Annotated in this window: 8 protein-coding genes and 1 rRNA gene; 5 read left to right on the top strand and 4 right to left on the bottom strand. The window is 38.3% G+C overall.

What is annotated here, in order from left to right; genetic code table 11:
* Nucleotides 1–91: 91 nt before the first annotated feature.
* Nucleotides 92–1,054: a glycosyltransferase family 9 protein gene (locus H6G57_RS11025; protein ID WP_190518529.1), complete on the bottom strand. Its 963-nt coding sequence runs from the start codon at nt 1,052–1,054 to the stop codon at nt 92–94.
* 79 nt (nt 1,055–1,133) lie between these two features.
* Here H6G57_RS11025 and ispD point away from each other — a divergent pair, with 79 nt between their 5' ends.
* The 4 genes from ispD to H6G57_RS11045 all read left to right on the top strand — a co-directional run bounded on the left by ispD (nt 1,134) and on the right by H6G57_RS11045 (nt 8,583).
* Nucleotides 1,134–1,820, top strand: a complete 687-nt coding sequence (gene ispD / locus H6G57_RS11030; RefSeq protein ID WP_190518531.1) for a 2-C-methyl-D-erythritol 4-phosphate cytidylyltransferase — start codon at nt 1,134–1,136, stop codon at nt 1,818–1,820.
* Between the two features lie 79 nt (nt 1,821–1,899).
* A complete protein-coding gene (locus H6G57_RS11035; RefSeq protein ID WP_190518532.1) occupies nt 1,900–2,433 on the top strand; it encodes a hypothetical protein in 534 nt (177 codons plus the stop codon).
* A gap of 193 nt (nt 2,434–2,626) precedes the next feature.
* On the top strand, nt 2,627–8,158 hold the full coding sequence (locus tag H6G57_RS11040) for a PAS domain S-box protein (RefSeq protein ID WP_190518534.1): 5,532 nt from the start codon (nt 2,627–2,629) through the stop codon (nt 8,156–8,158).
* Nucleotides 8,159–8,211: 53 nt separating this feature from the next.
* On the top strand, nt 8,212–8,583 hold the full coding sequence (locus H6G57_RS11045) for a response regulator (protein ID WP_190518535.1): 372 nt from the start codon (nt 8,212–8,214) through the stop codon (nt 8,581–8,583).
* Between the two features lie 282 nt (nt 8,584–8,865).
* On the opposite strand, the gene H6G57_RS11050 is transcribed toward H6G57_RS11045, so the two are convergent.
* Nucleotides 8,866–12,036, bottom strand: coding sequence for a valine--tRNA ligase (locus tag H6G57_RS11050; RefSeq protein ID WP_190518541.1), 3,171 nt, complete (start codon nt 12,034–12,036; stop codon nt 8,866–8,868).
* 240 nt (nt 12,037–12,276) lie between these two features.
* Between H6G57_RS11050 and rrf the strand changes: the two genes are divergently transcribed.
* Nucleotides 12,277–12,393, top strand: a 5S ribosomal RNA gene (gene rrf / locus H6G57_RS11055).
* A 98-nt stretch (nt 12,394–12,491) separates the two neighbouring features.
* Here the strand turns inward: rrf and H6G57_RS11060 are convergent.
* Both H6G57_RS11060 and lepA read right to left on the bottom strand, forming a co-directional pair.
* Nucleotides 12,492–12,806, bottom strand: a complete 315-nt coding sequence (locus H6G57_RS11060) for a DUF433 domain-containing protein (RefSeq protein ID WP_190518543.1) — start codon at nt 12,804–12,806, stop codon at nt 12,492–12,494.
* A gap of 122 nt (nt 12,807–12,928) precedes the next feature.
* Nucleotides 12,929–14,743 (bottom strand): translation elongation factor 4, encoded by a 1,815-nt coding sequence (gene lepA, locus H6G57_RS11065; protein ID WP_190518545.1) that lies wholly within the window; start codon nt 14,741–14,743, stop codon nt 12,929–12,931.
* Nucleotides 14,744–14,856 lie beyond the last annotated feature (113 nt).

Genomic DNA, 14,856 nt, shown 5'->3' on the forward strand with positions numbered 1-14,856 from the left:
ACGCGCCATGGCACGTCTCTACTGATAACTGGTACAGACGCGCCATGGCACGTCTCTACTGATAACTGATAACTGATAACTGATAACTGAATTAACCGCCCCAGATTTTTTGAATGACTTCATCGGGAGAGATATCAGACATTTTCCCTGTAGGAGATTTAATCCCAATCACGCGATCGCTTTTCGGTAATAATTTAGCAGGTTCAGTGGGGCCAAATAATGCAATTGTATAAGTACCCACCGCAACAGCCAAGTGCATCGGAGCACTATCGGTACAGAGCATTAAATTCGCCGAAGCGATCATTGCCGCTAATTTGCCAATATCATCCGGTTGGGTGACTTTAACTTGAGGACAAGATTGGACAATTTCGCGCACTAACGCGACATCTTCTGGCCCCTGGACAATAACAACAGGAAGGTTAGGTTGTCGTTGTTGAATATCTTGAATAATTTTTTGCCAACTCGCAACCGGGTAAATTTTATCAATACCTTTTTGTTGCGCTAACTGACTAGACCCCCCATGAATCAAAATATAACCACTTTCAGTAACCCCCAGACGTTTTTGTTCAGCATCTCCCCAGTCAATATCTAGTTTAGGAACATTAATGGATAATCCAGAGAAGGGGGTGGTAATTTGTAACCCTTTGAGCAGGTCATAATACATCTCGGCGGCGTATTGTTCGGGTTTCAGGGGGACGGGGTTGCTAATAAACATCCCTTCACCGCCACCCGCGTATCCAACGCGAATGGGGATACCCGTTAACCATAATAACAATCCCACCGTCCAACTTTGACCCAAGGATAAGACCACTTCATACTCTCGGTCACGGACAATACCCAGAAAATTTCCCCAGTCGGCTAAACTGTTACGTTCCTTGAAATCATAGGTTAAAACTTCCGAAACCGACTTACAAACTCGATAAGCTCCCTTGGCCCTGGGTTCTACCATAACAGAAATTTGGGCTTCAGGATAAGCTTGCTTAAGGCCATCAAGCGTCGGAAAAAACAAGATTTGATCGCCTATTCCACCTGGGACAAGGGCTAGTATTCTCATTAGTAAAGAGTTAATCTACAAGATCAGCTTAATTCTAATATGAACACAGGATTGTCAATCTTACCTCTAAATTTTCACAATGCACTTATTAATTCCAGCAGCAGGGATGGGACGACGAATGGGAAGCGATCGCAACAAATTGCTTTTGACGTTATTGGGTAAACCGTTATTGACGTGGACACTCTTATCGGCGGAAGCAGCAACCTGCATTGACTGGATCGGGATCATGGGTCAACCTGTGGATTTCCCTGAGTTTAAGGATATTTTAGCCACTGTTAACTTAAGTAAACCTGTGGAGTTAATTCAAGGGGGAGATACCCGTCAAGAGTCGGTTTATAATGGCTTACAAGCTTTACCCAGCGATGCAGAACAGGTCTTAATTCATGATGGGGCTCGATGTTTAGCCACACCGCAGTTATTTGAACGCTGTACACAAGCATTACAGGAGTATCAGGGGTTAATCGCCGCTATTCCGGTCAAAGACACGATTAAGGTGGTGGATGAGGATGGATTAATTTTAGATACCCCTGAGCGTAAACAGTTATGGGCGGCACAAACTCCCCAAGGCTTTGATGTGAAACTCTTAAAAGACTGCCATGAGCAAGGTCGTCAACAGGGTTGGGAAGTGACCGATGATGCGGCATTATTTGAAAAATGTGGGTTATCGGTTCATATTGTGATGGGAGAAGAAACCAATTTAAAAGTTACTACTCCTGTTGATTTAAGTGTGGCTGAATTTATTTTAAAATCCCGACACAACCCGTAGGGGTGGGGTTATCCCTCCCACCCATCATCAGTTATCAGCAGACCATCAGGAATACTTAACCATCAACTTTAATTAATCCATGACTAACAAAACAGCACCTAAAAAAACTCGGAAATCAGCCTTAATTGATGAGTTTATTAGTTTATCAATTGTTAATTTGTATTTAGCCTTATCCTTTAGCGTTTTAATCACGTTGAATTCCCTGGCGTTATTAAAACATGGGATTGACGCTTTTAATTATGGGGTGGCGATTGTTGGAGCTTTAATCATCGGAAAAGTGATTGTTTTATCTGAAAAACTGCCCCTGGTAGAACGCTATGGAGATAAACCTCTGATTATTTCAGTGGGTTATAAGTCAATTTTATTTACAATTATTGTTTTACTTTTTAATATTGTAGAACATTTTATCATCGGTTTGTTTCAACACGAATCTATAGATCAAAATTTAATAGAATTGAAAAATCATTTTTTTCAAATCGATACAATTTATCAAATCTTCTGCTTATTCCTGGTGTTTATTCCTTTTTTCATCACACGGGAATTAAATGAAATTTTAGGTAAAGGTAAATTATTTGATTTATTTTTTAGAAGCCGAACTTTAAACCTAAATTGAAAAATAACTCCGTATTTTTGCGGAGTTATACTGTACCTAAATTCAGTAAAAATACAATAGAAATCCAAAAAGAATTACGCCATTATAGAAGAGTCTTCTTTCTTCTGATCCTTTGGTGTTCAATAACATTTTTACAACTTTCCCTGGTAAAAGATACAATGAATTTATACCTCTAACTACATCTCAATGGTCTATGGCCTTAACACTTGCTTGGTTAGATAATTTAGAAGCTGCCATTATTCCAGATCCCCTACAAGCTGCACTCGATACTCCCTTAGATGAAGTAATCGCATTAATTACCCACTCCAGAGGAAGTTGTTATCTGCATTCATCAGAACCTAACCCTTTGGAAATGGCAAAACAAGAAGGTCGGGGCAGTTGTGTTATTATTGTAGAGAATAATCAACCCATTGGCATTGTAACAGAACGAAATATTATTCAATGGATTGCCAAGGAAAAACATACAGAAAAGATTAAAGTCAAGCAGGTGATGAGTCAACCTGTTGTCACCCTTCAATATGAAGAGACACAGGATATTTTTGCAGCTATCAATCTATTTAAAGAGCATTCGATTCGTCATTTACCCATCGTTGATCAAGGAAATCTGATTGGATTAATTACCTATGATACGATTCGGGGATGTTTACAGCCTGAAGATTTATTGCGGTTTAGAACTGTTTCTGAAGTCATGAATCATCAGGTGATTTTGGCAACGGCTCAAACGTCTTTATTAAAAATAGCACAACTAATGGCAAATCATCATATTAGTTGTGTGGTAATTGTGACTCAAGATGATCCAAAATATCCCGTAGGAATAATTACAGAACGAGATTTAGTTCAATTTCAAAGGTTGGGGTTAGATTTGAATCATACCCTAGCTGTAGCAGCCATGAGTTCTCCTATTTTAACGCTAAATCCTGATGATAACTTATCGGTTGCTCATCAAATCATGGAGTTTAATCGTATTGGTCGTTTAATTGTTACGGGAAACCAGGGAGAATTATTAGGATTGATCACACGCACTAATATTTTACAGATATTAGAGCCTTTAGAAGTTTATAATGTTATTGAATTATTAGAAACACAAGTTAAACAGTTACAACATGAAAAAATAGAACTGTTAGAAAGTCAAAATTTAAACCTCCAACAAACAGTACAAGAACAGACGAAAAAACTCTATTATCGAGAACAGGAATTTCAACTCATAGTTGAAACGGCTCCTGATATTATTTTTAGAATAGATTTGGATTTAAAATATCTCTATTTTAATCATGCTGTTGAAAAATTGGTAGGAGTTCCGGTTCAATATTTAGTCGGTAAATACCCGGAAGATATAGGGATTGATCAAGATGTAATTAATATTTGGAAAAACTGTCTTCAACAGGCAATTGAAACGAAACAAGAACAAACAGTTGATTATCCCTATCCAACGATCGACAGTTCTATTTGGTATCAAACTCGACTGGTTCCAGAATATTCTCCTGATGGTACTTTAATTTCTTTTTTAGGAATTGCTAGGGATATTACGCTGCAAAAACAGGCAGAAAAAAAACTGTATCAACAACTCGAACTCGAAAAAATATTATACAAAGTAACGATTAATATTCGTCAGTCTTTATCTTTAAAAGAAATTCTAAACACAACGGTGACAGAAATTAGACAACTCTTAGACTGTGATCGAGTTTTAGTGTATCAATTCGATGCTGAATTTAATGGTCAAATTGTTGCAGAATCTGTTACTGTTCAAGGAAATAGTATTCTGGGAATTTATTTAGAAGATACTTGTTTTAAAATGGGCGGTGCTGAACATTATTTGCAAGGGAAAAAAACTGCTATTAATAATGTTGAAACCGCAGATATTTTACCTTGTTATTACAAGTTACTATCTGATTTTAATGTAAAAGCTAATTTAGTCGTTCCCATTGTCATTAACGATCCTGTCTCCGATCATCAGTTATGGGGATTATTAATTGCTCATCACTGTACTGCACCCCGTCAGTGGAGTTCTGATGAATTAAACTTATTAGATCAACTCGCTGTTTCTATTTCCATAGCGATTCAACAGTCTCAACTTTATCAACAAATTCAATATGAGTTAAAAGAACGCTGTAAAGCAGAAGATGCTTTAATAAAATTTAATGGTGAATTAGAGCGAAGAGTGCGAGAACGAACAATCGTCTTAAGCCAAACGAATCAACAACTTTTAAATGAAATTCAAGAACATCGTCGCACCGAAAAAAAATTACATCGTCAAAATATTAAGGTTGAATTATTTACGGATATTACTCTGAATATTCGTAAATCTTTACAACTCGAAAAAATATTGCAAACCACTGTAACCGAAATTCGTCATATTTTAGATTGTGATCGCGTTTTAATCTATCGAATTTTCCCGAAAGGAAAACAACAAATTATTACAGAATCAGTTATTAATCCAGAATTATCGCTTCTGAATCACATTTTCAATGAAAACATTTTTTCTAATTCTTGTATACAGTTTTATGAACCCAAAAAAGTCAAAGCGATTGATAATATCGAAGATGCTTATCCTTTAGATAAGCTAGAAACTTTATGTATGAGAGAGTTAATGCAGCAATTACAGGTTAAATCTAAATTAATTGTTCCGATTTTCCAAAACGGTATACTTTGGGGCTTAATGGTGGCGCATCAATGTTATCAACTCCATCAGTGGACAGAATTTGAAATTGAGATTATGCAGCAAATTTCCGAGCAAGTAGGAATTGCGATCGCCCAAGCTCAATTATTAATGGATTTAAGAGAAAGTCAAGAACAGTTAAAGGATTTATTTGAAAATGCCAATGATTTAATTCAACTCATTTCTCCTGAAGATGGACGTTTTATTTATGTAAACCGAGCTTGGAAAGAAACCTTAAAATATAGCGATGAAGAGATTAAAAAGTTATCCATTTTTGATGTACTTGATCACGATCATAGTGTTATCTGTGATCAAGTGTTTGAACAGTTGAGAACCGGACAGCTAATTAAATATGATTGTATTGAAACAAAATATATTAGCAAAACCGGAGAAACTGTAATTTTAGAAGGCAGTGCGAACTGTCGTTTTGAAGATGGGAAACCAATAGTTATTCGAGCTTTCTTGCGGGATGTTACGGCTAAGAAACAAGCCGAGAACAAACTCAAAACTGTCCTGCAAGAATTAACCTATCATAAAATCGCCCTTGATGAAATGGCTATTGTAGCTATAGCAGATCGCAATGGGGTGATTAACTATTTTAATTATAAATTTTCTCAGACTTATCAATATTCATACGAAGAAGCAGTGGGGCAAACCTTTAGTTTAATTAATTCAGGTTATCATCCTCGGAGCTTCTTTAAACAGCTTTGGTCTACCATTAGTCAAGGAAAAGTATGGCGAGGAGAAATTAGAAATCAAGCCAAAAATGGAGATTACTCTTGGGTTGATACCACCATTGTTCCGTTTGTAGATGATCAAGGTAAACCCTTCCAATATTTATCGATTATGTTAGATATAACCGAACGGAAATTGGCAGAAAAAGCTTTACAAATCAGTGAGGAACGTTGGCAATTAGCTGTTCATGGAAGTAAAGATGGAATTTGGGATTGGAATGTCCCAACGAATGAAGTTTTCTTTTCCCCTCGGTGGAAAGAAATGCGAGGGTTTGATGAAGATGAAATTAGTCATGACTTAGAAGAATGGATATCTCGAATTCATCCCGATGATGCTGAGAAGGTTTGGCAAGGAATTCAGGATCACTTTCAAAGAAAAACGCCATTTTTTATGGCTGAATATCGGGTAAAATGTAAAGATAATTCCTATAAATGGATTTTAGATCGGGGTCAAGCACTCTGGGATGAAAACGGTCAAGTGATTCGCATGGCAGGTTCGGAAAGTGATATTAGCGATCGCAAATTAGCAGAAGCCAAACTCTTAGAATTAAATCAACTCCAACAAGCCATTTTAGATGGGACAAATTACGCGATTATTTCTACAGATAGGAATGGAATCATTCAAGTTTGGAACCAAGGATCAGAGAATTTATTGGGTTATCAAGCTGAAGAAATGATTGGTAAAACAACTCCTGCGATGATTCATGATTCTCAAGAAATATTAGAACGTTCCTATAGTTTATCTTTAGAATTAGGAACTCAACTTGAACCGGGTTTTGAAGTTCTTGTTGCGAAAGCCCGTCTGGGACAGATTGAAGAACGAGAATGGCTCATGGTTCATAAAAATGGCTCAAAATTTCCGGTTTTACTCTCGGTTTGTTCCTTGCGAGATCCGATGGGAAATATTACTGGATTCCTAGGAATTGCTCAAGATTTAACGGAACGAAAACGCAGTGCTGCCGAAATAAAAGTGGCGGAAGAACGGTTTCACTTAGCGATTCAAGCCGCACAAGATGGCTTTTGGGATTGGGATTTTATCACAAATGAGATTTATTTTTCTCCCCGTTGGAAAGAGATGATTGGCTATAATAATGATGAATTCCCGAATACTCTGTCCTCCTGGGACAAAGTTATTTTTGAAGAGGATAGAATTGCTGCCATTAAATTGATTGAAGACTATAACAAAGGTCGAGTAGATCGATTTCAGATCATTCAACGTTTTTATCATAAAAATGGTTCCATCGTCTATATTTTATCGAGAGCCATTCATCTAAAAGATGACCAAGGAAATGTGATCCGCATGGTGGGTGCTCATACAGATATTACAGAACTTCAGAAAGCACAAGAAGTATTAAAACAACAGTTAGCCGCCATTGAAGCCGCCATTGATGGTATTGGGATTTTAAAAGATGGGCATTATATTTATTTGAATAAAGCTCATGTTGAAATGTTTGGGTATAGCCATCCCCAAGAATTACTAGGACAGAATTGGGAAAGTTTGTATAAACCGGAACAAATTCGTTATTTTGAACAGCATACTTTCCCGGCTTTATTCCAACAACGCCATTGGCAAGGTCAAACGACAGCTAAACGTAGAGATGGAAGTACCTTTGTTGAAGAAGTTTCACTAACTTTAACCGATGATGATTTATTAATTTGTGTCTGTCGAGATGTGACTGAACGCTTAAAAGCGGAAGAAAAAATTAAAGCTTCACTGTTAGAAAAAGAAGTGTTATTACGAGAAATTCATCATCGCGTTAAAAATAATCTCTATGTGATTTCTAATTTATTAGATTTACAAGCGGATACCTTAGAAGAGGAGGAACAACGAAATTTATTTGCAGATAGTCAAAATCGGATTCAAACCATGGCATTAATTCACGAACAACTTTATCAATCTGATAATTTATCCCAGGTGAATTTTGCGAATTATATTCAAAATTTAGTAGAAAAATTAAGTTCTTCTTATCAACCGAAAGACTGTAAAATCAATATTAGTCTGGATTTTGAACCCCTAACTCTAAATTTAGAAACGGCGATTCCCTGTGGATTATTAATTAATGAGTTAGTGACAAATGCCTTTAAATATGCTTTCCCTGACTCAACAACTGGAGAAATTGAAATTAAACTCAAGGTGGATTCTGAACAAAAAATTTATCTAAAAATAAGTGATAATGGCATCGGTATTCCAGAAGATGTAGATTGGCAAGATAGCCCTTCTTTGGGATTAAGATTAGTTAATATTTTAGCCGATCAATTAGAGGCAACCCTTGAATTAGATTGTACCCAAGGTACAAGTTTTACGTTGATTTTTCAAGAACAAAGCTATAATTAAAAAATAATATTAGCTTAATGTTCAATTAACATTCAGAGGATTTTGATCAACAGATGACAGCCACGATTTTAATTGTTGAAGACGAGTTAATTGCCGCCGAAAGTATTGCCCGGAGTTTAAGAAAACAAGGGTATACAGTTATTGCCCGAATTAATTCAGGAGAAAAAGCGTTAGAACAGGTATCAAAAAATTGCCCGGATTTAATTTTAATGGATATCCACCTACGAGGAGAATTAGATGGCGTAGAAACCGCAAAACGTATTCGAGAACAACACCAAATTCCCATCGTTTATATTACTGCTTATTCTGATAACTCCACCATTGAACGCACCAAAGAAACCAATCCTTCGGGCTATTTAATTAAACCCTTTAAACCTCAAGATGTGATTAATGTTGTTGAACAAGTATTACAATCTAGTTGTTAGACTAGGAAAATAGTTTTACTTTTTCCAGGGAAGTTTGGTGCCCATTTCCGTTAAGGCTGAAAAGATTAAGTAGAGGGTTAGTACCGCAATTCCTAACAAAAACAATCCTAAATCTTGATTCATCATAATCCGTTTTTGTGATGGTGTAGAGACGTTGCATGCAACGTTTCTACACCGTATTATGTAACGTTTCTACACGGGGTTTAGGAAACATCTGTAGCAGAGATTTTAAAAGCTAAATCGCTGATTATCTGTTCCCTGTTCCCTGTTCCCTGTTCCCTATTATGATGAAAATTGACTTAACCGTTCTCGCAGAATTTCCGCTTGTTTTTCGGCTTCTGCTAAATTATTGCGAGTATTTTCAACTACTTCCGGTTCCGCACGGTTAACGAAATTCGGGTTATTCAAATTGCGTTGAAACCCTTGAATTTCCTTTTCAACTTTAGCCAATTTTTTCTGCAATTTGGTTTGAAAAGCGGCTACATCAACCACGCCTGCTAAAGGCATTAACACCTGAACTGTTCCTATAACTCCCGCAATAGTTTGACCTTCATTTCCGGTTAACTGTTCTGTAATGGTTAAGGTTTCGACTTTACCTAATTCTTGAATATAGGTTTGCCCTTGTTTCAAGATATCCTGTTCTTTAAGGCTTTCCGTTTGTAGAATAGCATTAACTTTCACTTTCGGTTTAATATCCGCTTCTGCTCGTAAATTTCTGACGGTACGAATTGCCCCAATAATTAACTCAAAATCTGCTTCTAATTTCGGGTCAAGAATGGTAGTAATTTCCGAAGCAGAATCTTGAGAAACGGACGAAAAACTGTTAGGAACTTGTAAGTTTAAATCAACAGGTTTGACAGGTTCTCCACTGCCAATAAATTCCGTTTTTAACTCTTGTATAATTTTACCCAGTTCTTCTCGTTGAGACGCCTTCAACAAATAACGATACACAAACCAACCGGAATATCCCATCCCAATCAATTCAAAAATATTGGGTAGTAACGGGATTTCATTAATAGCATTCAACGCCGCCACAAAACATTTAACTGTTAAAAAGGCAACGAAAAACAACCCCGTCAAAATTAACGGTTTTTGATATTGTTTAACGAAATCTCCTATCAGGTCAGGTAATTCTAATAAGGTACTCAAAACTTGACCGACAATTGAATCAGGATCTTTAACAAATTTGCCTAACCGTTGCACTTCTAAGATATTTTCTTCTACAACAACCGGATAAGCTTGTAACGCTAAACAATCTTCTTCCCCCGTTTGTGTTAAACTATGCCAAATTTCCTCGGTAATATGGGGCATAAAGGGATGGAGAAGTTTTAAAATCCCTTCTAACACATAAGCTAAAGTTTGTTGAGCAACGTGACGAGATTCGGTATTTTCTCCTTGTAAACGAAGTTTGACTAATTCAATATACCAATCACAAAAATCTCCCCAAATAAACTCATAAATGCCTTTTGCTGCTTCACCAATGCCGTAATTTTCCATCTGGTTACGGGTTTGTTTAACGGTTTGGTTAAAGCGAGATAAAATCCATTGATCACTCAGTTCTAACTGATTAATATTGGGTTCTCCTAACTGTTTCGGAGATTTCCCGTCTAAGTTCATCATCACAAACCGAGAGGCATTCCACAGTTTATTGGCAAAATTTCGAGACGCTTCAACGGAGGCAGATTCGTCAGTTTCTCGATTATATTCTAAACGAATATCTTGCCCTGCGCCAATCACTTCTTTCATTAACGTAAACCGCACAGCATCGGTTCCGTATTTATCAATCAGTAATAACGGATCAATCCCGTTTCCGGCAGATTTTGACATTTTCTTACCGTTTTCATCCCGAATTAACCCGTGAATATAAACGGTTTTAAAGGGCATTTTTCCGGTAAAATATCCCCCCATCATCGTCATTCGAGCAACCCAGAAAAAGATAATATCAAACCCCGTTGATAAGGTCGCGGTGGGATAATATTTGCTTAAATCTAAGGTTTGTTCCGGCCATCCTAACGTTGAAAACGGCCATAACCCCGACGAAAACCAAGTATCCAAAACATCAGGATCTTGTTCTAAAATTACGGTTTCTCCAAATTTTGCAATTGCTTTTTCTTGGGCTTCCGCTTCAGTTCTCGCCACAATAAACGGTGTTTCATCGGTAATTTTGCCATCAGTTTCACTAATCGCATACCAAGCGGGAATTTGATGACCCCACCACAATTGTCGAGAAATACACCAATCGTCTAATTTAACTAACCAATCTCGATAAACCTTCGTCCAACGTTCAGGAATAAAAGCCGGAGAATCATGATCATCTAAACAATTTAAAGCTTTATCCGCCAGAGGTCTAATTTTAACAAACCATTGGGTTGATAATAGCGGTTCAACCGGAACTTTACCGCGATCGCTATAGGGAACCGTATGTTTATAATCTTCAACTTTAACTAAAAATCCCAAATCTTTGAGACGTTGAACCACATTTTTTCGCGCCACAAATCGATCCTGTCCCTGGAATGGCCCTGCATTTTCATTCAGAGATCCATCCTGATTCATAATATTAATCATCGGCAGTTTATGGCGATGACCCATTTGAAAATCATTCGGATCATGGGCGGGAGTCACTTTCACACAACCCGTACCAAAACTCGGATCAACAAATTCATCCGCAATAATCGGAATTTCCCGTTTCATAATCGGTAAAGTTAGGGTTTTTCCGATTAAATCTTTGTAACGAATATCATTCGGATTAACTGCAACCGCCGTATCCCCTAACATCGTTTCCGGTCGTGTTGTTGCTACTTCCACATAACCGCTACCATCGCTTAAAGGATAGCGAAAATGCCACAAATTGCCATTAATTTCTTTATTTTCTACTTCTAAATCCGATACGGCTGATTGACTCGCAGGACACCAATTGACTAAATATTTCCCTCGATAAATTAAGCCATCTTCATATAACTGAATAAACGCTTCTAAGACCGCTTTTGATAATCCTTCATCCAGGGTAAATCGTTCCCGCGTCCAATCACAAGAAACCCCCAACCGTCGCAACTGATTAACAATGGTTCCCCCCGATTTTTCCTTCCATTCCCAAGCTTGTTCTAAAAATTTTTCTCGTCCTAAATCATAGCGGGTTTTGCCTTCAGCTTTGAGTTGTCGTTCTAAAATTGTTTGGACTGCAATACTGGCATGATCCATCCCCGGCAAATACAAAGCGTTGTCACCCTTCATGCGATGATAGCGAATCAAGGCATCAATCAGGGAGTTATTAAAGGCATGACCCATGTGCAGACTTCCCGTCACGTTAGGCGGAGGAATCATAATGCAATAGGGTTCCCCCGGTTGGTTGGGGTCAGCTTTAAACACCTGATGATCTTCCCAATACTGTTGCCATTTGGCTTCGGTACTGAAGGGTTCGTATTTTGTGGCTTGGCTTGGGGTCGTTGCAGTCATGGGTTTCGACAAGATGGACAATTTTAGACAATCCTTTCTATTTTGCCATATTTCGGCTAGAGGACTGCTCCCTGATGCTAGAAACGCTGCACCGCTTGGGTTTGAGGGATGTCAAATTTTTTTTGAAAAAGGGGTTGACATTCCGAGAAAAAGCGAGTAGATTAGTAAATTGTGAGAGGCAAGCAAACAACACACAAACGGCTGCAACTCCTCAAAATCAGTGAAAGTTTACAAAGCTTTCCTGGTGCCTATGGCTCAGTGGAACCACTCCGATCCATCTCGAACTCGGCTGTGAAACGCTGACACGGCGAAGATACTTGGCGGGTAGCCGCCTGGAAAAATAGCTCGGTGCCAGGTTAATACTCAAAAAACCCCTTCCAGTGGTAAATCGGAGGGGGTTTTTTGTATTCACAGATTTTTATTATTTTTTTATACTCGGTTAATATTCAGGTAAGCTACAATAGCCCTTGAGCACGTAATCTAGCAGCAAAAGGAGATTCACCAGCTTCAATTTCTGCCAGTTTAACATAGTCTTCTCGTCGCTTAATTTCTGCATCAAGTTCTGGTTTATGATCCCAATAATAAGCTAAAGCAGAAAGAATTTGACTCATGGTTAAATAGCGATGATTGAGGTGCAATTCTGCTGGACTCCAACTATAAGCGATTTGAGTTTCAACTAATTCAACGACTTTCATTGTAGTTCCAGCTATGGTGGGAACATTGTCTTCATTTAGCTCTATATATTTATACTCGGTTTTTGTAAGTGTCATAGTTTCTACTTTACAGAGAGTTCTAATTAATTTGTATGAATAGATTTTGATACCCTGAACTTTTGTAGAGCAGCACCTGGGAAACCCGATTATAGGTTCCACAAGCGCATCTCTACAACAATTTAGGATTCTTGATTCAACCGTAATACCGCCATAAATGCCTCTTGAGGAACATCCACAGACCCCAAAGATTTCATGCGTTTTTTACCTTTGGCTTGCTTCTGTAAAAGTTTTTTCTTCCGGCTAATATCCCCCCCATAACATTTGGCTAACACATCTTTTCTTAACGCCGGAATATGTTCACTAGCGATAACTTTAGATCCAATTGTGGCTTGAATGGGAACTTTAAATTGATGACGGGGAATCAATTCTTTGAGTTTTTCCACCATAGCCCGCCCAACATGATACGCTTTATCACGGTGAACAATCATGGCTAAAGAATCAATCGCATCTTTATTAATCATAATATCGAGTTTAACTAAAGCATTTTCTCGATATCCAATCAGATGATATTCCATACTCGCATAGCCACGAGAACGAGATTTCATCTGATCAAAAAAGTCCGTTACCACTTCCGCTAAGGGCACTTCATACACTAACGTGGTGCGTCCCTGAGCTAAATAACGCATATCTTTAAATTCACCCCGACGACCTTGGGCTAATTCCATTAAACTCCCCACATAGGTTTCCGGGGTAATCATCTCCACCCGCACATAAGGTTCTTCTATTTTTTCTCGATGGTTGGGTTCGGGTAAATGACTGGGGTTATCCACCATAATCACTTCCCCTTTTTGAGTGGTAACTTGATAAACCACCGAAGGAGACGTTACAATTAAGTCTAAATCATATTCCCGTTCTAACCGTTCCTGCACAATTTCCATGTGCAGTAATCCTAAAAATCCACATCGGAAACCAAACCCCATGGCGCTTGATGTTTCGGGTTCATAGGATAACGCCGCATCATTTAATTTGAGTTTTTCTAAGGCTTCTTTTAAGTTAGGATATTCATCGGAATCCGTTGGAAATAATCCACAAAACACCATTGGTTTTGCTTCGGTATAACCAGGAAGGGCTTCTTCAGCTTGGCTATTAGCTAAGGTAATAGTATCCCCAACCCGTGCATCTTCAACAGCTTTAATGGCGGCGGAAAAATAGCCTACTTCTCCAGCATGGAGTTCATCAACGGGGATTTGGGTTGGAGATAATACACCAATTTCATCGATTTCGTATTCTTTCCCCGATGCCATTAAGCGAACGCGATCGCCTTTTTTCACCCGTCCATCCATCACCCGAAAATAAACAATTACCCCGCGATAACTATCATAATAACTATCAAAAATTAACGCTCGCAATTTCTGATCAACCGTATCTTGGGGAGGCGGAACTAAATGGACAATGGATTCTAAAATTTCATGAATTCCTACTCCTTCTTTAGCCGAAGCTAACACCGCCCCCGAACAATCTAAACCAATAATTTCTTCAATTTCACTTTTAATCCGATCTGGTTCGGCTCCGGGTAAATCAATTTTATTTAAAACCGGGATAATTTCTAAGTTATTTTCTAACGCCAGATAAACATTTGCTAAGGTTTGGGCTTCTACCCCTTGGGACGCATCAACGACTAATAACGCCCCTTCACAAGCGGCTAAAGACCGAGACACTTCATAGGAAAAGTCAACGTGCCCGGGAGTGTCGATTAAATTTAACACATATTCTTCACCGTCGTCGGCTTTGTAGTTCATCCGGGCGGCTTGCAATTTTATCGTAATTCCCCGTTCTCGCTCTAAGTCCATGGAGTCGAGAAATTGTTCCTTCATTTCCCGCTTTTGAACCGCACCCGTCGCTTCCAACAGTCGATCTGCTAGGGTAGACTTGCCATGATCAATATGAGCAATAATAGAAAAGTTACGAATTCGAGAAACTGGAACGTTAGTCATAGGGTGATATTCACAAGCATAATAGGGAGACTCCCGTTAAAGTAACGAGGGTCTGCTTCAAGTATTTTAACAAAAGAAACCCAGGGACACACCGATTTTTTTAAGGAAACAGA

This window comes from Planktothrix sp. FACHB-1365 (assembly GCF_014697575.1).
GTDB lineage: Bacteria > Cyanobacteriota > Cyanobacteriia > Cyanobacteriales > Microcoleaceae > Planktothrix.